Source organism: Herbaspirillum sp. NPDC101397 (genome assembly GCF_044767325.1).
Classification (GTDB): Bacteria; Pseudomonadota; Gammaproteobacteria; order Burkholderiales; family Burkholderiaceae_D; genus Herbaspirillum.
In genome coordinates this window covers 304,758-320,935 of record NZ_JBIWNS010000005.1, presented here as the reverse complement: position 1 = coordinate 320,935, position 16,178 = coordinate 304,758, and the positions used below count along the sequence as shown (strand labels likewise).

Here is a 16,178-nt window from a genome sequence, read left to right as displayed (position 1 = left end):
TGTTCCGTCTATCGTTGAACGCATACACGCTTCAACATTTCACTTTCGCTTAAATTTCTTCCCGGTCAAGGGCTGATCGGGTGGCACCTGGTCACCATTAGCATGAATCGCGGCATCCTCTCGGGCCTTCGCTTGCGCGCTGAGAATGGTGAACTTAGCTAGGAATGCGCTCCGCTCGTCGTCCTGCAGGTCCGACGACAAATTCTGCAGCGCTTCCAAATTGTCCAAAACCGCCAGTTCGTAGACCGCGGCTATCTCGGCATTGGCCACGATGGCATAAATCTCAGCGATCTCCAGCGACGTCAAATCGATATCAGACAATGTAGTCAACAACTCTGCGGTAACAACCTGCCTGTCGGTCACCGCGGTCTTGCTGTAGTTGGCGCGGAGGTATGTGTAGGTCGCCATTCCAACCTGAAGCGCGTCTTTGATTCGTTGCGCCCTGCCTTCCCATGGACTCACGGGTTTGGCGGGCCGGCTGCTTTCTGGGCTATCACTCACGGCTGCGTCTCCTTGTCTAGATGCAGCAGTATGCCAGAAACATCAACCGCGCCGAATCCATCCAATCGACAAGACGTACCGTGAACCGCCCTCAACGCGCGTTACGCTGTGTTCCGAGACATCCGGACGGAAAAGCTTGATTCTTCGTGTCTCGAAGATCGGCGCCGCGCATACGAACTCGCCGCCGCGCGGCGATCGCCACAGAACAATATTTAACCGGTAGTGCCTGGCCGCCGTGACGGGATCGGTGTGCGGCGGGATGCTGGCCCCGATTGGATACCTGATCAGGTACGAATCAAACCCAACCGGCCAAAGACCAGTGATCAGCAGCATCTTGTCGTAACCGCCCTCTTGGCGGCCGCGCTGCCAGCGAAACGCGGTGCGCAAATATTCGCGAAGGTTCATGATCCCTGCTGCAACGAAAAAGCCCCGATCTGTGAAGAAACGGGGCTTTCGATAATTACCGATACTTGAGAAGATTCGCAGTCTCCAAACCTATCTGGAGAGTGAAACTGCCGCGAAAGAATCTGCTCATGTATCGGCACGAGCGTTACGTTTTGTAGGGACGTGACTGGTGACGGAGAGAATCATAAACTGGATAAAAACACAGTGCAAGCTATTTCTGGTACCACGCGTCTTCTTAATTCGATTAATGTGAGCCGAGACCTGCTGGCCCTCCTCGCTGTCGGAGCGTCTGCACGGAGGGAGAGCAAACTCAACATATAATGCGCTGAGCGGACATTCCCTCGATCATCTGTTGAAAACAAATAATTCAAAATTAACCATGAGCGACATCATCGTATTTGATGGCAGCGTAGAGATTCGCGCTGCATTAGAACAAAATGGCTTGAGCACTACTCACGCAACGCTGGGCTCAGTTGTTCGGGTACCAAATCGAAAAACCGGTGACAAGCAGGTACTGGTACCGGATGAGCAATGGCCTGCCAACTTTCATGAATATAAAGTCGCTATTCTTGACTTAACGTCCCCCAGAGTAACGACGCAAACCGGCTCCCTTCCTCCAAATACTAAAGTGGCATTTCGGAGTACGTATCCTGAAACGTCCTTAGACCTCCGGCCGTTCGGTGCGGCCCGTTTGAGAGATGGGATAGATGATTTCATCGATCGTCAATCTGTCACGATCATTTTTTTCAGTCGGCCGGTCAGAGTAACGTATCAAATTGGAACGGTCGGTGAATGGGGATTGGGAGAGGTAGAGGATTTCGGTGCCAATCTGACCACATTTTACGCTGGCTGCCCGTCTTATTCAGAGAAATCAGGCACCAAAATGAAAGGCGCGGGTGCTGATCCAATAGCCACGCTGCTCAGCCGATACCTTTCCGGCTCGTACGGTACCATTTTTGAACATCCCACGCAGTACGTGGACGGCGGGTGGGTCAATGCCCAATATTTTTCACCGCTTGCCGTTAATGCGGACGGAGAGATAATCGCATTTATCAATTTCAAAGAAGCCGGGACAGTCATCGGACTGCCAAATATTGATGACAAGGCAGGATTTTGCCATCAGCTTATTAACGAGGTAATCCCAGATCTCATACCGTCACTCTTTCCAGAATTGAGCTCGGCGAAATGGACGGACTCGGCCGACTATCAGTTGCCGGGGGTACAAACTCTGCTAGATCAACGGGCCGCCGAAGTAGCCGCGCATGAACTCTCCCTGGCCACCTTAGACGTTCGGCTTGCAGAAACCCGAGCCGCATCGAAGTTCTTGCACGACTTGCTCACGGAAACGGGGGACGCGCTCGTAGAAGCGGTCCACCGCTATTGCGAGTGGCTTGAGTTCCCAAGCGTCAAAATGATGGATGACGATAGCAATGAACTACTGGAAGAAGACCTGCAAATCGAAGTCCCAAGCGGCTTACTCATAGTCGAGGTAAAAGGCCTCCACGGTACGTCCACCGACTCAGAGTGCAGCCAGATTGCGAAAATACGCTTTCGTCGGAATCAACAACGCGGCAAAGTCGATGTAGATGCACTGTACATAGTGAATCACCAGCGGCATCTCGCGCCACTGAGCAGAACAAATCCACCCTTCAACGATCGGCAGCAAGAAGACGCCCGCCTGGATTCGCGTGGTCTCCTTACTACCTACTCGTTGTTTGAAGCCTATTTCCTAATCGAACGAGGTTTGTTGACGAAGGCTGATGTGCGCCAAGCATTTCGACGACACGGATACATAGACCCCACTGTTAGCGGCCTTGAACTGCTAGGGACTCCATTAAATGTATTTGCCGAACATAAGGCAGTGATCATCAACATCCCAGCGAGCGTCACGATCAAGGTGGGCGACACGGTGGTGGTCCAAAAGGCTGGGACGTTCACCGAAACTTCGGTCGTATCAATCCAAGTCAAAGACGTGGATGTCACCACTCACACTGGCGGAAAACTCGGAATCGCCCTCGCCGAACTAGTGCCAAAGTCGTGCACCCTTTACTTAAAACCATAATCGGATTTACTTCCCTATCCCTCATCCAGCGTGGCACGTTAAATAACGCCGCGCTTTCGTAGTAGTGAGGCGATTTCGAGCTTTGCCTGTTCATACAGACGATTGTGTTCCGTGAAGCGCCACACCGCAGCCCCCAAGCCGAAGCGGACATTGATAGCAAGACGGCTCAGTGCCTTCAGACTATCAATGGCCGCATCGGTTGCTTCGATCTTCGCCATGTCAGCGGCTTCGTACAGCTCTTCGCTGTCCCTGATCCACGACGGCGCGAGCATGCCCGCCGAACGTGCTGGGTAGCCTTGCGGCGCCTCGGGACGCTTCATCCATTCTGCCCAATCCTGTAAGGCGTAATCGATATCGTCCAGCTGGGGTTGTTCCATGTTCTCTCCCGATCCTTTATTTCTTGTAAATTCAATTGTTTCCGCTGGGTCTCGATACGCGCGCGCCGGCAAGGCGTTGCTAGCCTCTTTCCCGATCCGAGTGAGGCGAATTGCAAGCAGATCCGCTGGCTCCATATCTCGCTTCATGCGTTGGCCCCTTCCATTGCTTCCATGATTTGAAAATCCTTGATCAGCTGATTGGCATAGCCAGCCGTCATGTTCAGCGTCGTCGCGCGTATCCGAGCGAGGCATTCGCGCGCCGCTTTGGTGTCGTTCTGGTCAATCATCATTTGGTACTTCAGCTTGTTCGCAAGCCGGCGCAGCGCGTCTAGCTCCAACACCGCCCCAGTACGGCGCTCATGAATCTCATACGCTTCCACCACGCCCATGATCGCGACCGGGCTGTCGTACCAAACCCCGTCGCAGTGATCTTTGAACACCGCCTGCCCGTCACCGGCGACGTCGATGGTGCCAGCGTGCTCCAGCTGGTCGACGATCGACTCGAGCGGGTTCATGACCGCTGCCACCTTCCAAGGCTCGAACCGCAGCAGGATCGATTCAGGGTCGCGGGGTTTGTACGCCTTATTGCGCCGTTTCGTCTTAGCCACGCGTCGCCTCGCAATTGGCCCGGAACAGGTCCAGTGCAGCGCTATAACCGACCAGTGGGCGCCATTCTCTTCGTTGCGCCGCACGCTCCTCCGCCGCCAATTCCTCGACGCTAGGGACGTAGAACTTGGTCTGCGTGCCGTCGACCATCGCGCGCACCAAACCCAGATCCGAGAGCGAGCGGAGCAAACGCGTCATCTCCGAGATGGACTTCTTGAATTTCGGCGCCATGCCTACGCTGCGGAAGCGCTTGCCCGGCGTCGCCTCGATCATCGCCAGCGCGGCGGCCTGGTCCTTGCTCAATGAATCTCGCACACTCATCAGAAATACTCCTGTGTTTTCCAGCCGCCGCCATCCTTGTCGGCCAGCTTCGTTACTTTCAACATCCGGATGAAGGGCAAGGCCTCGGCGCACAGCTTGATCTTCATCTGCCCCTTGTCGGTGGTGAAGCCGCCCTTCGTCTCGTGAAATTCCAAACCCATGTCCTTGCCCATCACCAGAAAGTCGATCTCGTAATACGTGTTGTCGGCCAGGCGCACGCGCAGCGGATGAAAACGGAACTCCAAGATTTCACCGGCCAGCTGCTGGCGGCCGAGATATGCCGCGTACGCCGCCTCCGTCTTGTTCATCCGCCCCTTTGGCATGCGGCCCAGCGCCTGGAACTTCTTCGTCCGGTCGTGCTGCTTCAGTACATCAGCCGCGGTGGCCGGTGCCTTCGTCTTTGCGCCGCCCCAATTGCATGCCACTGACCAGTTTTGAACCGGTCGCGTCACGCCCGGCCTTCCTCGATCAGTTCGACCAGGCGCTGCAGATGGTGCGAAGCCTTGGCAACGTCCTCGTCGCCGCCCTTCGCGCCTTCCCGCGCCAGATAGCCGATCACGACACCTTTGTGGTATCCGCGCAGCTCCGCCGGCGGCATCCAGGCTTCCATCGCTTCCCATGGCGCCACCGGCATGTCCTTGTAGTGGCTACCGCCGACTTGGCGATCGCTGGCGCGCGGGCGGTCCGGTGCTGGTGGTGTTGGGCGCGGTGGTTTGTGTGTTTGCTTCGTCATTGGTCGAGTCCTCTCTCTGAAAATTGATTGCCTGTATGGCTGTCAACAAGACGCAGCGTGGCGGCGGCTGTCTCTGCGCCCATCTGGGTTATTGCGAGCATTGGTTTGTGCGTGCCGAGCAGCATCACGTTCTGCGCGGCCTTCGGGTTGCCGATCAGCGTCGGCGGTTCGTTCGACTGGTGACCTTCTTTGGCGTTGTTGGCCTGGGACATGCCGAGCAATACCGGCGGGTAGTCCGGCACCATGCTGCGCGACCGGTAGCCGCGATAGCGCGCGCTGAACTCGTTCTTCAGGAAGGGCCAATCCTTCTCCTCCTTGGTGCCAAGCATTGTCCAACCGCCCATTTCCGTGACCACGACGTGAATCAGCGGATCATCGAATGCGACTGAGCGCCACGGCCCGACCACACGGATTCCCCGGTCAACTTTCGTCCAGGCCACCAGCGCGCTGTCGATGGTCGCGCCCTCCAGCATCTGGACGATATCGGCGGGGAATGGGCAGAATCTGCCGGTGTCGGGATTGATGGAGTGGCGTCCGAATGCGTCCTGCACTGCCGCCAGATCGAAATTCTTCATCGCGTTCCACCACACCTGACCGGTGAACTTTGAAAAGTCTTTGCGATAGAAGGCGTAGACATCGCCAATCAGCGTGTAGAAAGTCTTTTTGTCCGCTTCTGTCACGTTCAGACCTCGCCAGCCAGCTCGGCGGCAACCGACCGATTCTTGCCTTCGAGCGACTCTTGTCCGTTCGGACGCTCACCCTTTATCCGCTGGCAGACGGCTTTCATGAACGAAGCAGGGTCTGCCGGACGCTGGACCACGGCGGCGCGCACCGCCTCGAGCACCACGCCGTCGCCGTAGTCCTTGACCAGCTTGCCCACGAAGGCGCCGCACTGCGCACCGGGCATTCCGGCCTGCACCAGCAGCGACTTGCCTACGGTCCAGAGCTCGTCCTTCGTCATTTCCTCGGCGGGCTTCGGCGGCGTGCCGCCCGTACCGTCAGGTACGGAATAACCTTTTCCCTGTCCCTCTCCCTTTTCCTTTCTCTTTCTCTTGGCTTCTGTAACAGACCCTGTAACAGACTCTGTAATTGCCGTTATCTCTGTTTGTGGCAGGTACTGCGACAGATCGTTTAACAGGGTCTGTATGCTGCCTTCGATGTTGGCGAAGTCCATCGTGTCACTGGTCTTTGACAGACGAGATAACAGAGCCTGTAACCGAGCTTTTGCCGTGCGTGCGCGCTGGCTTTTCTTGCCGGTCCATGCCTCGGCGGCCTTTTCAGCGACGACCGGGTGGTAGAAGCGGCCGTCAGAGCACTTGATCCAACCGTGCAAGGCCGTTGCCCGAACCTTCTTCCATGCTTTAACGTCACGCCCCAACTCAGCCAGACGGGCGAGCGATACATCGTCGTCAGGGACCGAGCCGGCTGGCACCTGGTGAAACGACTTGAGCCACAGCGTTAGGCCTGCGCGCCACTCAGCATCGCTGGCGCGCGCGTGAAACTCGGAATTAAACAGTCGGGTAATGTCCAGCGGCATGAACGGAAAATCTCGAAGGTCGCAATCGACCGGAGTGATGGGTGCAGGCAATGTGTCCACTATTTCGCTTTCAGCAAACCCTTGCGGGTGAGGATCTCGTGTGTTCGCCGCACGCCCGCCTCGAAGAGGTCGAGCATGTGGTCGTAGGTCATGTTCTCGGGGCGCGTATTGCGACCATCCAGCACATCATGGCAGGCCACGCAGCCGTAGACCGCACGCGTGTCCGCTGCCTTCAGGCCCATGCCCTTCCCATCTGCCAGCAGGTTGCTGTGGCACAGCACGGTGGTATCGGTGCGGTAGTTGCAAACCCCAGGAAAACGCAAGGTGCAGTCCTGATCGCGCGCGGAGGCTTGGATTTTGGTCAGCGGCTTGCGCCGTGCCTTCATCGGCGTTTTCTTGAACGAAGCTGCCAAGACCTCGCGCGATTCCGGACGGACAAACCCAGTGCGCTTCATTGGCTTGGTGCCGGGTTTCATTGGAGAACGGCGCATCATGCTGTCAGCGAGGCTCCGGCTTTCACGCGCTGGGCGTGTCCGGCGCAAACGCGGACAGGACGGCCACCGGCATCGAGCTTTTCGTGACACATGAAGTCGACCAGCTCGTCTACCGCATGGTCGGCATCGCATGTGGTGACCGGCGACTGATTTGCCGGTGTTCCGCGGCGGTACGCGCAGCCTTGGCAAGTCCCACGTTGCTTGATCGGGAGAGCCAGGAGAGCGCCGGCGGCGGCACCGAAGATAGTCGGCAGATTGATCTTCTCTGCAGTATGTGGGTGCATGCCGTTCTCGATCAGCAGGGATTCAGACATCTGGGCGCAGTTTCTTGCTACAGAGTTCGCCAGACCGACAAACTCCACAAAAAGCGCCGCGATGCTGGCGATGCCGTGGCGCGCGGCGTAGTCTTCCACCAAGACCGCGCGCAAGTCGGCCGGCATCAGCGCGACCGCCTGGACGAATTCGGCTTGAGGCCGCGACAGCTTGTAATCTGTAAAAGTCGGCATCAGTCGGCCCGCCCCATGTTCCAGTTGGCATACGGGATGCGGATGCGGTCGTGAAAGCGATCTGCCGCGGCGGGATCGTTGTCGAGCTGCTTGCGCGAATCAATCTCGCAAACCATCTTCAGGTGCGCGGTCGCCTGCGCCGGCGTATCGATCTGATCGGCGTCCGGCCAGCGGCGCATCAGGAACGTGCGGAAGTTCTCATCAGCGCAGAACAACGCGCTCAGCTTGGCCAGCATGCCGCCTTTGATTTCCGGCGCCGTCATGCCGCGGCTCCAATTTCTTCGAAGTCGAACAGCGATGGCATCGACATTTCACGCTCGGCGGCCTTGCAATACGCCACGCCGTCCAAGAAATACGACGGGTTCAGTTCGATTCCGACGCCCTTGCGCCCTTTCAGCACCGCACGATACGGCACCGTCATCAGCCCGCCGAATGGGTCCAGCACCGTCTCGCCGGGCATCGAGAACTGTTCAATCGCGCGGTCGGCGATATCGAACTGCATAGGGCACAGGTGCATTTCCTTGCCTTTGGCCGACTGCGCGCCGTTCAGCGTCAACATGCGGGTGACGTCCGCCCAGACTTCTGTCGACCATGACTGCGGCTGCAGCAGCATGAACGTGACCGGCAACTTGCCTTGCGTGTCCAGCGATTCGCCGATCTTCACGTGGTGGTCGAAGTCGTACACCGACTGCAGGCTGTAATTACGGAATGCCTTGAATATCTGGTCGTGCGGCATGCTCTGCAGCTCTTCCGGCGTCAGATGGCGATTACCTGACGATCGGGCGTAACCGTGGGCGTCGACCTGCCAGCGAGCGCGGCTGTACGTTTCCTTCTGCTTCACCACCGGCATGTCGGCGTAGCTGTTGCTGGTGTCCGTCGGCGGCTTGCGGAACAGCAGCAAGTACTCCGGCATGCCGCAGCTCATTTTCGAGCCGTCCTTGCATTGCTCCGTCCAGCCCAGGCGGTATGTCTGGTTGTTCTCGCGCACGACGTCGGTCACGATGGTTTTCATGCCCATGTAGGCGAAGCCGTGCTTCGTGAAGTGCTCGATGCAGCGTGCATGGAAGGGATACACCGTCTGGAAGCCGAGACCAGTCATGCCGCCGGGGACAATCCGGTCCTTGACGTGGATGGCGGCAATCCGACCAGGCTGAAGCGACTTGAACAGATTCGGCGTCAGGTAGTCCATCTGACCGAAGAAATGCTCGTTGTTGTCCGTGTGGCCGAAGTCCGCATAGTTCGGGGAGTATTCGTACTGCGTCGAGAACGGGATACTTGTCAGAATGAAACCGACGCTGTTCTCCGCCAGTTTCGCGGTCTCCAGCACGCTGTCGTTGTTGATGCAGCGATAGTTCTCTCCGGCGGACTCGATGCGCTCGACGCCCATCGAACGGGTCAGCAGTTCGGCCATGGCATCTTCGGTCAGGCCGTATTCCTTGATAATTTTGCTCATTTTTTCCATCATCTGAATGTGCTGTTTCCACTTGCGTTCCATCGTGCGGCGGACGCCGCGCTCGGCCTCGGTGTAGATCAGGTCGATGCGAACCGTGTCTTGCTGGAGGAAGCGTTGCAAGCGGTGGATGGCCTGAATCAGGTCGTTGAACTTGAACCCGATGCCGAGGAAGATCGCCCAATGGCAGTGCCGCTGGAAGTTGCAGCCGCTGCCGGCGATGACGGGCTTCGCCGCCAGCTCCTGGCATTGACCGTCGGAGAACTTGATGATGGTGGCCTCGCGCTCGTCGAGGTCCTGTGAACCGTAGACACTGGCCACGGTGGGAATGGCGCGCTCAATGGCGTGACGTTCAGCCTCGAGGTCGTGCCAGATGATCCGGTGTGCGTCCGGATCCTCGGCGCGCAACTCCATCATCTTGGCAATGCGCGCCGGCAGCGAGTCGCGCTTTTCGCGCGCCGCGTCGACCACGCCCAGCGCCTGCGACTTGAACATGCGGGCCTGGCCGTAGACCTCGTGCCCGGCTTCCGAATGGTCTGCCGGGATTTCGTGCCAGCGTACGTCCAGCGCAGGCATGTCGTAGCCGGCGTCATCAAACCCGAGGTCAGAGGGCCGCTGCACGAACAAGCCCCAGCTCGACACCCACAACCAGAACTCACGCTCTTTGTGGGCGTGGATGGTCAGTTCGTCGGCCTTTTCGCTGTTGCGCTTGAAGAAACGCGTTTTCGCGGCCGACACATCCATGACGCCAAGGAACGCTGAATACGCCAGCAGCTCGATGTAATCGTTCGGACTCGGGGTTGCTGTCGCTACAAAGCGATATCGCACGCCATCCGATCGGACGCGGGCATCCATGGTCTTGTAGTCGCCAGCGAACAACCCCATGAATTCGCGGAATGTCTTGGTGCCGCCGAAGCCGCGCAGGCACGATGCCTCGTCCAGACTGGCGACGGCGAACAGGCGCGGGTCCAGCTTGCCGTCGCGGACCGTCTCGTAGTTCGTCGCGTACATGCCCAGCGGATCGGTAGCCTCGGCGATGCTGCGGATGAATTTCGGATTTGGCGCGCGATCCGGGCGACCTTCTAGCCATTGCGCCAACTCGGCGCGCTGGGCGTCAGTGATCGCTGGATGATCGCCGGTGCGCAGCACGTGCGCGTCGCGCATGAATTCCTGCCGCACGCCCAGCGGAATCACCAACAGGCCCATGCCGCCGCCGTAAGCGATCGCCAGCCTGACAATTTCCAACTGGATGATGCTCTTGCCGAGACCAAACGCGGCGAAGATGGCGCGGCGGCCGCCCTTCAACGCCCAGCGAACGATGGCGCGCTGGTGCGGCTTCAGAATCGGATTGATATCGGCGTCGGCGACGTCAAAGCCGATCGACTCCGGCCGAATCACCTTGCCTTGCAAGAACGCCTGATAGTCCTCTACAATGTTTGTGATCATTCACGGTCCCCCTCGATTGTGTTTTGATCTGAAGCCTGGACACCGCAAATGTCTGGGCTTCGCTTTTTGGGCATCCGGTTGGCGCAGCGGATGCAGATGGCGGCGCCGTCAGCGAACTGGCCGACGCTCTTGCTCTTGCCGCATTCGCCGCGGCAGGTCTTTTTCGCGTGATTCAGCTGGACGCCGCGTGACGACGACTCGCGATACTGGTGCATGTAGTTCGGTGCCATGTTCATGCCAACAAACCCCACACCACCAGAAACCCGATCAAGGCCAGATACCCCAGCAGGCCTTGCGCCAAGTGCTTCACGGTTTTCATGCATGCTCCTTCGCGCGGCGTGGATGGCAGAGACGCCCAATGAGCGAACGCGCGCGCAGCATTGCGCCGATCAGGCGGCCCGCGCGTCGCTTCGTCTCGATGGCTTCGGCGATTTCCTTTTGCGCAAGATGCAGCGATTCAGCGCTCGGGTCTTCCAGCACGCGCGCGCACGCCTGGTGCGCCTCGCCGTCCTCTTTCATCAGCACGGCCAGATCGTGAATCCGGAATTCGCCTTCGCCAGCCTCGACCGAGGCGACGCAGAAGCCGTCCAGCCCCAGCACCTCATTCCAGTAGCTGATCTTCAAATCAAGCGGCAAAGCAGCAACCACCGAGTGCACGAAATTAGCGCTCAACAAGTTCTTGTCTTCGGTGACGTCATCCAGCCAGCGCCAGATGCGCGCCGAGTTGGCCTTCATGCGGTTGTATTCGTCCGCGCTGCCGGGATCAAAACGGATGCCGGTGCGTGCCGGGCCGCCGATGCGTTCGTGCGCCGCCACGATCAGGTCAGCGATCGCCTCGTTGCTGAGCCGATCCCGTTTCTTCCATGCGTTGATGTGGCGGACCAGCGCGGCGATCGGGCTTTCGTGTGGATCAAGGAACATGATTTTTCTTGTCTCGTTCGCTAAAGTGCTTCAATGGGAAAACAACTACAAAACTGCAAATTTGGGTGGAAGCCCCTCCGTGATAAATTGCTGGTTCTCACACCACAATCACAAAAGGACTTCCGTGAAACCATCAGAAGAGGAATACATCGTCGCAAAGCTCTATTCAATGGATCTCGTGCTGAAGGCACTTCTTCTTCAAACCACTCCAGAGCAGGCTGCAAATGCGCTGGACTTCATCAGCGGAATGGGCTCCCAATTCGAAAGCGTGTCCGAGGACAAACGTCGCACGCTGGTCGTAACTGGCCACATGAAGAAAATCTTGGCCGAATACGAGAGCATTTTGGCCCGCATCCAGCAGCCGAAAACCTAACGGCGCCTCCACTGGGCCACCCGCGTGTCGATGAACTCAGACAGTTCGCGGCTGTACAACATAAGGGCAGCAGACTCTTTGTCTTGCTGCTCCTTGTGTCGTCGGAGTTCTTCCCGAATTGCCGGGCCGATCAGGAACAGCACGAAACGGATGTACAGCGCTTTCATGCGCCCTCCTTTCCTGCGGCCGGCGCGTTTTCGCCAGACTGTGCAGGTAGACATGCTGCGTGATACATTTCCGGTTTCCTCATATCAACTTTGGAGCTCGTCACATGCACGCGGACTCAGAGACCCTGCTTGCACGCAATCTCGCAACCAACATCGCTCTAAAAGCACTCTTCGCGTCGCTCGATTCGGCGGCTGCCGCGAAAGTGCGCCAGTATCTCGTTCAAGACATCGAGTCGCTGGCCGGCGGACGCGATGCGGACAAACCCTTGACTGCTGCCGTGCTCAAACAACTCAACACCTTCAACGCCCTTCTCGGGTAACAAACACGCGTTACCTTGGCGCCCCTTCCCCCGTCGGCGCGTTCAAGGCCAAAAACTCTTTCGTCAGCGAGGTACGTACGCCCGTCATGGTCGTTTCCGGTATCGGCCGATTCGCGCTGGCAAGGTTCACAGCGATCTGCGCCAGGCTTTCGGCAATCAGTTTTCTTTGCGCTTGGGAGAGGTCCATAACCTTCTTTGAAGTGGTGCCGGTCATCCCGCGGCCCCCGTTGCAATGACCTCGGCCACAGGGGCGTTCTCGGACGCGACAGCAGTTGGGATAGCGCTCCTGTTTTTTGCGTTACGCTGCGAGCCGCCGCGCTTCGTCTTCTCACAGCGCGCGCCATGGAGCCTCAGCAGGCTGTTGCCAATCTGCATGGAGGTTTGCTTTCCCCGTGTGCCATTCGCGAACGCTGCTATCAGCGACTGAGAACACGGCACCAAGTCGGCCAGCTCCTGCTGCGTCAATCCTGTGGCCAGCAGTTCGAGAACGGTTTTTTGTGTATCCATACCTAATTATCACGTACGTGTTTGAACTTGTCAAACACCATCGTGTTTAATTTTTCTATTACATTCGTGATATGAAAACTCTTGCAGAGCGGCTCGTCTGGGCACGCAATAAAAAAGAGATGTCTCAAGCCCAGCTTGCGCAGGCTGCAGGCGTCTCTCAGTCGACCATTGGCAACCTCGAGGCCGGCATCCGCTCGAGCGCACGAAAGATCACTTCTATCGCATTGGCGCTGGACGTCGACGCAGCGTGGCTTGCTGAAGGCATTGGCGATTCAGCCAGAAACGAAGATTCCACGCTCCCCAACATTCATGAAGACTTGCTTCCGCGCGGCGCCATTCCTGTCAGCGTGGCTGAGCAGGAAGATCCCAACTATTTAGAGATTCGAGCAGTGCGATTAAAACTTTCAGCGGGATTGACTGGCGTTGCGATTGACCAGGTTATAGAAGACGCGAAACCGATACTGTTTCAGCGCGAGTGGCTGGAAAAGAATGGCTACTTTGCAGAGGATTTGGTGGCGCTGAAAATCCGAGGCGAGAGCATGGCCCCTCGGATGGAGGAAGGTGACCTCGTTGTGATCAACATGGCGGACAAGGTGCCCCGCGATGGGTTGGTCTATGCGGTCAACTATGAAGGCGAAGACGTCGTGAAGCGCCTTGTCCGCGAGAACCGTGAATGGTGGCTTGTTTCCGACAATCCGGATCAAAAAACATATCAGCGAAAGCTTTGCCGCGGAGCCAGCTGCATCATCATCGGCCAGGTGATCCACAAGCAGAGCTCAACGATTTGATTTCAGCTGAAGCCCCTTCACATTGAACATTAAGATATGCAAATATCAAGATTGCACACTTTGTTATGCATAAAAACCGCAATGGTTGCTGTGTGCCTGATAACGACAAACGCCGGCTGGGCAGCCGAGAATGTGCGACCGTCCTTGATCGCCCTTACCCAGGCGCTCAACGGTGGTGACAGCTCTTGCCAGATGTACGCCAATTTTGCGCGTCAAGCTGACCGACGATTTCCGGACTCGAAGCGCGATAACGCCCGGAAGGCGACTGACTGCGTGCTGAACGCCCGGGCAGCCGCCGAGCCGCTCTATGCCACGGCAATCGCGGACGAACCACGCGCGGCCGTCAAAGCCGGGATCAAATCCATGTACGTGAAATGGAACGCCTACGTTGACGGCATAAGCGGCTACGAACCGATAGACAGAGACGGCCAACGGGCTTTCGCCGAGGCGCGTGTGAGCGTGTTCCTCGATGCGGACCTGAACAACAAGTAGCCTCGTACCTCTGCCGCCGTGCCGGTAGAGACGCTGCGGACATAGACTAATAGCCCCGCGCACAACCGCCACTCAGGCGGTTTTTTTTCGTGCTAACGGGACGCTTTATTCCGAAAAGATGCATTTATCTCATTGACTTAGATTAATTTGATCTAACACATTCGCACTTTTTAAACACATATGTGATTGACTATCTTAAACACATACGTGATACTCCGTTCATCGACAAGTAGACATAAACGTCAACCGATTCAGAGGAGTAAAGCATGGCTTGGATGGATCAAGAGAAAAAAGAACAGATCGCCGCTGCGGTAAAAGCCGTCATGCCGCAGGGCTGGAAGTACTCACTCGACGTGCGTCACAACAGCGCCATCGTGCTGACGATTTCGACCGCGCCGGTGCGCTTGATTCCAACCGGTGAAAAGCACCGTCAGGTCAACCGCTTCTTCCCTGAGAAGTCTGTTTGCCGCGAGCACGTTAAAGCGGTCGAGCAAATCATTGCGGCGCTCAACGCCGATAGCGCCAGCGCTGCCGACTCTCGCCCGGACTACCTGCAGAGCGGCCTGCATGTCGACATCAACATCGGCCGCAAGAACAAACCGTTCACTGTCGCGGCGGCCTGAGCATGACGATCCGTCCATTCGGTAATTCCGAAATTACCGGCGCAGCGCTCACCGCACTTCGCGCCCTCACCGTCAAGTTCGAACTGATCCACCAGCGTCACTCGCTCACCGCGCTCAGTCTCGCTGAAGCCTCCGCAAAGTGGCAAGCCGCGCTCGCCGAAGAGAATTACCGCGCCAGTGAGGTCGGCTATTGCCGCATCTATCAAGGCAGGAAGCTCGTCGCCCGGATCAGCTACAACGGCCGCGTCTGGGCCGTCTGATCACCACAACAAATTTACCAAAAGCCTCAGCCGAACGTGACCCCTTCACACCCCGGTTGAAAGCATCCTGCGCCGGTTTGGGCTTTCCGGCAGATTTTATGGAGAGGCATATGCCAGCAACATCGAAGAAGAAAGCAGCACCGATCAAGCGCCCGGCGCCGAGCCAGACCACGCTGGAGCGCCTGCTGCAAATCACCGAAACCCATGGTGCCGTGCTCGACCGCGTGCTTACACAGCTGACCGAAATCCGGAAAGCGCCGCCCTCGATTGTGGTTCAGGGCAACACCGCGCCGGCCGAGACCGGCAACGCAAGCGCCCGCTTGGGCGCGCTGCTGGCGATCATTTCCGGCAAGGGCTCGCAGCAACTGCTGGAAGACATGCTCTCCGCAGGCCGCCCGCCCTCGCCCGAGAAACTGCTGCAGCTGGCCGATGATCACCTCGCGCGCACCGGCATGAAAGTGGCAGCCTGATGAACAGCCACAGCACACCCGCCACGCTTCGAACGCTTCCAATAGCCCTGCGCGCGCTCTTCATCGACTACGCGACTGTCGCAGAGGAATGGAGCTATGACGTCAAGGTTGGACAGAACCTGCCAGGCCGCGCGAAAGCCGATCGCCCCGGTCTCGTCAAACTTGAAAAAGCGGGCCTGCTCGTCATGTACACGCGCCTCGAAGAGGACACCGACCGTCCTCGCAAGCGCACCTATATCAACTTCACGCAGCTCGGCTGCCAATACAGCGCGGTCCACAGCCTGAAAGTTGAAGCCCTCGATTTGCACAAGGGCACCAACAAGGACACGGCCGATGCGCCGCAGATAGACGAAAACACGATCGACCGGAACAGCGGCGATCAGCTGACCCGCGATATCGCCTTCCTGAGTGAAATGCAAGGTTTGCTTGACGACGGGAACGTCGACGACGTCAAGATCATGCTCGGTGACTGGCAGCGCGAACTTGAGCGGCTCGCCGCCGGGGAGGCCGAATGATTTGCCGCGTGCGCACCGTCTACAGCGACGGCACCGTGCTGGTATTGCCGGCCGTCGGCTCGCCCGCCGATCTTGAGCAGGCCGCGTACGACGCGGGCGCGCTCGGCGTCACCGTGGTGGTGCTTCCATGAAGCCCTTCTACGCAGGCGTCGCGTGCGGCATCGCCATCACCATCCTGTGCGTGTTTGCCCTGGCCGCCCGTGCGTCCCAGGTCAAACCTCATCCGATCAAACCCATCTGCCAGCGGGTACACACATGAAATTCTCTGAATTCTTGCGCTTCGTCGGCGTGTACCGGCGCTGCG

The 16,178-nt window shown here is 58.0% G+C and carries 29 protein-coding genes; 11 read left to right on the top strand and 18 right to left on the bottom strand.

The window, feature by feature from the left end; translation table 11 throughout:
• Positions 1-39 precede the first annotated feature (39 nt).
• The gene (locus tag ACIROW_RS14235) at positions 40-501 is read right to left on the bottom strand and encodes a hypothetical protein (protein ID WP_402276627.1); all 462 of its coding nucleotides are present in this window, start codon (positions 499-501) and stop codon (positions 40-42) included.
• 42 nt (positions 502-543) lie between these two features.
• Positions 544-906 (bottom strand): 2OG-Fe(II) oxygenase, encoded by a 363-nt coding sequence (locus tag ACIROW_RS14230; RefSeq protein WP_402276625.1) that lies wholly within the window; start codon positions 904-906, stop codon positions 544-546.
• A 379-nt stretch (positions 907-1,285) separates the two neighbouring features.
• Between ACIROW_RS14230 and ACIROW_RS14225 the strand changes: the two genes are divergently transcribed.
• The gene (locus tag ACIROW_RS14225; protein WP_402276622.1) at positions 1,286-2,968 is read left to right on the top strand and encodes a hypothetical protein; all 1,683 of its coding nucleotides are present in this window, start codon (positions 1,286-1,288) and stop codon (positions 2,966-2,968) included.
• 38 nt (positions 2,969-3,006) lie between these two features.
• On the opposite strand, the gene ACIROW_RS14220 is transcribed toward ACIROW_RS14225, so the two are convergent.
• The 13 genes from ACIROW_RS14220 to ACIROW_RS14160 form a co-directional block, all read right to left on the bottom strand.
• Positions 3,007-3,345 (bottom strand): hypothetical protein, encoded by a 339-nt coding sequence (locus ACIROW_RS14220; RefSeq protein WP_402276619.1) that lies wholly within the window; start codon positions 3,343-3,345, stop codon positions 3,007-3,009.
• Between the two features lie 143 nt (positions 3,346-3,488).
• A complete protein-coding gene (locus ACIROW_RS14215; protein WP_402276617.1) occupies positions 3,489-3,953 on the bottom strand; it encodes a hypothetical protein in 465 nt (154 codons plus the stop codon).
• Entirely contained in the window at positions 3,946-4,272 is a 327-nt protein-coding gene (locus ACIROW_RS14210; RefSeq protein WP_402276614.1) for a hypothetical protein, read from the bottom strand. Before ACIROW_RS14210 ends, ACIROW_RS14215 begins: the two co-directional genes overlap by 8 nt.
• Positions 4,272-4,724: a hypothetical protein gene (locus ACIROW_RS14205; RefSeq protein WP_402276612.1), complete on the bottom strand. Its 453-nt coding sequence runs from the start codon at positions 4,722-4,724 to the stop codon at positions 4,272-4,274. Before ACIROW_RS14205 ends, ACIROW_RS14210 begins: the two co-directional genes overlap by 1 nt.
• A complete protein-coding gene (locus tag ACIROW_RS14200) occupies positions 4,721-5,005 on the bottom strand; it encodes a DUF3310 domain-containing protein (RefSeq protein ID WP_402276609.1) in 285 nt (94 codons plus the stop codon). The genes ACIROW_RS14205 and ACIROW_RS14200 overlap by 4 nt, the downstream gene beginning before the upstream one ends.
• On the bottom strand, positions 5,002-5,685 hold the full coding sequence (locus tag ACIROW_RS14195) for a DUF6475 domain-containing protein (RefSeq protein WP_402276607.1): 684 nt from the start codon (positions 5,683-5,685) through the stop codon (positions 5,002-5,004). Before ACIROW_RS14195 ends, ACIROW_RS14200 begins: the two co-directional genes overlap by 4 nt.
• A gap of 2 nt (positions 5,686-5,687) precedes the next feature.
• Positions 5,688-6,602 (bottom strand): DUF1376 domain-containing protein, encoded by a 915-nt coding sequence (locus ACIROW_RS14190; RefSeq protein WP_402276605.1) that lies wholly within the window; start codon positions 6,600-6,602, stop codon positions 5,688-5,690.
• A complete protein-coding gene (locus ACIROW_RS14185) occupies positions 6,602-7,036 on the bottom strand; it encodes a nuclease domain-containing protein (RefSeq protein ID WP_402276603.1) in 435 nt (144 codons plus the stop codon). Before ACIROW_RS14185 ends, ACIROW_RS14190 begins: the two co-directional genes overlap by 1 nt.
• Complete coding sequence (locus ACIROW_RS14180) at positions 7,033-7,542, bottom strand: hypothetical protein (RefSeq protein ID WP_402276601.1); 510 nt, start codon at positions 7,540-7,542, stop codon at positions 7,033-7,035. The genes ACIROW_RS14185 and ACIROW_RS14180 overlap by 4 nt, the downstream gene beginning before the upstream one ends.
• Positions 7,542-7,805, bottom strand: coding sequence for a hypothetical protein (locus tag ACIROW_RS14175; RefSeq protein ID WP_402276598.1), 264 nt, complete (start codon positions 7,803-7,805; stop codon positions 7,542-7,544). Before ACIROW_RS14175 ends, ACIROW_RS14180 begins: the two co-directional genes overlap by 1 nt.
• Complete coding sequence (locus ACIROW_RS14170; RefSeq protein WP_402276596.1) at positions 7,802-10,438, bottom strand: DNA methyltransferase; 2,637 nt, start codon at positions 10,436-10,438, stop codon at positions 7,802-7,804. Before ACIROW_RS14170 ends, ACIROW_RS14175 begins: the two co-directional genes overlap by 4 nt.
• Positions 10,435-10,761 carry a hypothetical protein gene (locus tag ACIROW_RS14165; protein ID WP_402276594.1) on the bottom strand — a complete coding sequence of 109 codons (327 nt, stop codon included), beginning with the start codon at positions 10,759-10,761 and terminating at the stop codon, positions 10,435-10,437. The genes ACIROW_RS14170 and ACIROW_RS14165 overlap by 4 nt, the downstream gene beginning before the upstream one ends.
• Entirely contained in the window at positions 10,754-11,359 is a 606-nt protein-coding gene (locus tag ACIROW_RS14160; protein ID WP_402276591.1) for a hypothetical protein, read from the bottom strand. The genes ACIROW_RS14165 and ACIROW_RS14160 overlap by 8 nt, the downstream gene beginning before the upstream one ends.
• Positions 11,360-11,483: 124 nt before the next feature.
• Between ACIROW_RS14160 and ACIROW_RS14155 the strand changes: the two genes are divergently transcribed.
• Positions 11,484-11,732, top strand: a complete 249-nt coding sequence (locus ACIROW_RS14155; RefSeq protein WP_402276588.1) for a hypothetical protein — start codon at positions 11,484-11,486, stop codon at positions 11,730-11,732.
• Here the strand turns inward: ACIROW_RS14155 and ACIROW_RS14150 are convergent.
• Positions 11,729-11,899, bottom strand: coding sequence for a hypothetical protein (locus ACIROW_RS14150; protein WP_402276586.1), 171 nt, complete (start codon positions 11,897-11,899; stop codon positions 11,729-11,731). The two genes, ACIROW_RS14155 and ACIROW_RS14150, sit on opposite strands and share 4 nt — an antisense overlap.
• Before the next feature lie 104 nt (positions 11,900-12,003).
• On the opposite strand from ACIROW_RS14150, the gene ACIROW_RS14145 reads away from it, so the two are divergent.
• Complete coding sequence (locus ACIROW_RS14145) at positions 12,004-12,219, top strand: hypothetical protein (protein ID WP_402276584.1); 216 nt, start codon at positions 12,004-12,006, stop codon at positions 12,217-12,219.
• A 10-nt stretch (positions 12,220-12,229) separates the two neighbouring features.
• Here ACIROW_RS14145 and ACIROW_RS14140 read toward each other — a convergent pair whose 3' ends face one another.
• Both ACIROW_RS14140 and ACIROW_RS14135 read right to left on the bottom strand, forming a co-directional pair.
• On the bottom strand, positions 12,230-12,433 hold the full coding sequence (locus tag ACIROW_RS14140; RefSeq protein ID WP_402276582.1) for a hypothetical protein: 204 nt from the start codon (positions 12,431-12,433) through the stop codon (positions 12,230-12,232).
• Positions 12,430-12,726: a hypothetical protein gene (locus ACIROW_RS14135; protein ID WP_402276579.1), complete on the bottom strand. Its 297-nt coding sequence runs from the start codon at positions 12,724-12,726 to the stop codon at positions 12,430-12,432. The genes ACIROW_RS14140 and ACIROW_RS14135 overlap by 4 nt, the downstream gene beginning before the upstream one ends.
• 71 nt (positions 12,727-12,797) lie before the next feature.
• On the opposite strand from ACIROW_RS14135, the gene ACIROW_RS14130 reads away from it, so the two are divergent.
• From ACIROW_RS14130 to ACIROW_RS14095, 8 genes are all read left to right on the top strand, one after another.
• The gene (locus ACIROW_RS14130; RefSeq protein WP_402276577.1) at positions 12,798-13,514 is read left to right on the top strand and encodes an XRE family transcriptional regulator; all 717 of its coding nucleotides are present in this window, start codon (positions 12,798-12,800) and stop codon (positions 13,512-13,514) included.
• 144 nt (positions 13,515-13,658) lie between these two features.
• Positions 13,659-14,006: a hypothetical protein gene (locus ACIROW_RS14125; RefSeq protein ID WP_402276574.1), complete on the top strand. Its 348-nt coding sequence runs from the start codon at positions 13,659-13,661 to the stop codon at positions 14,004-14,006.
• A gap of 266 nt (positions 14,007-14,272) precedes the next feature.
• The gene (locus tag ACIROW_RS14120; RefSeq protein ID WP_402276572.1) at positions 14,273-14,629 is read left to right on the top strand and encodes a hypothetical protein; all 357 of its coding nucleotides are present in this window, start codon (positions 14,273-14,275) and stop codon (positions 14,627-14,629) included.
• 2 nt (positions 14,630-14,631) lie between these two features.
• On the top strand, positions 14,632-14,889 hold the full coding sequence (locus ACIROW_RS14115) for a hypothetical protein (protein ID WP_402276570.1): 258 nt from the start codon (positions 14,632-14,634) through the stop codon (positions 14,887-14,889).
• A 110-nt stretch (positions 14,890-14,999) separates the two neighbouring features.
• A complete protein-coding gene (locus ACIROW_RS14110; RefSeq protein ID WP_402276568.1) occupies positions 15,000-15,359 on the top strand; it encodes a hypothetical protein in 360 nt (119 codons plus the stop codon).
• A complete protein-coding gene (locus ACIROW_RS14105) occupies positions 15,359-15,874 on the top strand; it encodes a hypothetical protein (RefSeq protein ID WP_402276566.1) in 516 nt (171 codons plus the stop codon). Before ACIROW_RS14110 ends, ACIROW_RS14105 begins: the two co-directional genes overlap by 1 nt.
• An 8-nt stretch (positions 15,875-15,882) precedes the next feature.
• On the top strand, positions 15,883-16,005 hold the full coding sequence (locus tag ACIROW_RS14100; RefSeq protein ID WP_402276564.1) for a hypothetical protein: 123 nt from the start codon (positions 15,883-15,885) through the stop codon (positions 16,003-16,005).
• On the top strand, positions 16,002-16,133 hold the full coding sequence (locus ACIROW_RS14095; protein ID WP_402276561.1) for a hypothetical protein: 132 nt from the start codon (positions 16,002-16,004) through the stop codon (positions 16,131-16,133). The genes ACIROW_RS14100 and ACIROW_RS14095 overlap by 4 nt, the downstream gene beginning before the upstream one ends.
• Positions 16,134-16,178: the final 45 nt, after the last annotated feature.

Coding starts and splice junctions, on each gene's coding strand:
- ACIROW_RS14185 (WP_402276603.1), bottom strand. CDS start 7,036: ATGATGCGCCGTTCTCCAATGAAACCCGGCACCAAGCCAATGAAGCGC.
- ACIROW_RS14110 (WP_402276568.1), top strand. CDS start 15,000: ATGCCAGCAACATCGAAGAAGAAAGCAGCACCGATCAAGCGCCCGGCG.
- ACIROW_RS14175 (WP_402276598.1), bottom strand. CDS start 7,805: ATGACGGCGCCGGAAATCAAAGGCGGCATGCTGGCCAAGCTGAGCGCG.
- ACIROW_RS14200 (WP_402276609.1), bottom strand. CDS start 5,005: ATGACGAAGCAAACACACAAACCACCGCGCCCAACACCACCAGCACCG.
- ACIROW_RS14095 (WP_402276561.1), top strand. CDS start 16,002: ATGAAGCCCTTCTACGCAGGCGTCGCGTGCGGCATCGCCATCACCATC.
- ACIROW_RS14225 (WP_402276622.1), top strand. CDS start 1,286: ATGAGCGACATCATCGTATTTGATGGCAGCGTAGAGATTCGCGCTGCA.
- ACIROW_RS14160 (WP_402276591.1), bottom strand. CDS start 11,359: ATGTTCCTTGATCCACACGAAAGCCCGATCGCCGCGCTGGTCCGCCAC.
- ACIROW_RS14165 (WP_402276594.1), bottom strand. CDS start 10,761: ATGCATGAAAACCGTGAAGCACTTGGCGCAAGGCCTGCTGGGGTATCT.
- ACIROW_RS14140 (WP_402276582.1), bottom strand. CDS start 12,433: ATGACCGGCACCACTTCAAAGAAGGTTATGGACCTCTCCCAAGCGCAA.
- ACIROW_RS14220 (WP_402276619.1), bottom strand. CDS start 3,345: ATGGAACAACCCCAGCTGGACGATATCGATTACGCCTTACAGGATTGG.
- ACIROW_RS14105 (WP_402276566.1), top strand. CDS start 15,359: ATGAACAGCCACAGCACACCCGCCACGCTTCGAACGCTTCCAATAGCC.
- ACIROW_RS14145 (WP_402276584.1), top strand. CDS start 12,004: ATGCACGCGGACTCAGAGACCCTGCTTGCACGCAATCTCGCAACCAAC.
- ACIROW_RS14210 (WP_402276614.1), bottom strand. CDS start 4,272: ATGAGTGTGCGAGATTCATTGAGCAAGGACCAGGCCGCCGCGCTGGCG.
- ACIROW_RS14170 (WP_402276596.1), bottom strand. CDS start 10,438: ATGATCACAAACATTGTAGAGGACTATCAGGCGTTCTTGCAAGGCAAG.
- ACIROW_RS14180 (WP_402276601.1), bottom strand. CDS start 7,542: ATGCCGACTTTTACAGATTACAAGCTGTCGCGGCCTCAAGCCGAATTC.
- ACIROW_RS14150 (WP_402276586.1), bottom strand. CDS start 11,899: ATGAAAGCGCTGTACATCCGTTTCGTGCTGTTCCTGATCGGCCCGGCA.
- ACIROW_RS14120 (WP_402276572.1), top strand. CDS start 14,273: ATGGCTTGGATGGATCAAGAGAAAAAAGAACAGATCGCCGCTGCGGTA.
- ACIROW_RS14115 (WP_402276570.1), top strand. CDS start 14,632: ATGACGATCCGTCCATTCGGTAATTCCGAAATTACCGGCGCAGCGCTC.
- ACIROW_RS14230 (WP_402276625.1), bottom strand. CDS start 906: ATGAACCTTCGCGAATATTTGCGCACCGCGTTTCGCTGGCAGCGCGGC.
- ACIROW_RS14130 (WP_402276577.1), top strand. CDS start 12,798: ATGAAAACTCTTGCAGAGCGGCTCGTCTGGGCACGCAATAAAAAAGAG.
- ACIROW_RS14135 (WP_402276579.1), bottom strand. CDS start 12,726: ATGGATACACAAAAAACCGTTCTCGAACTGCTGGCCACAGGATTGACG.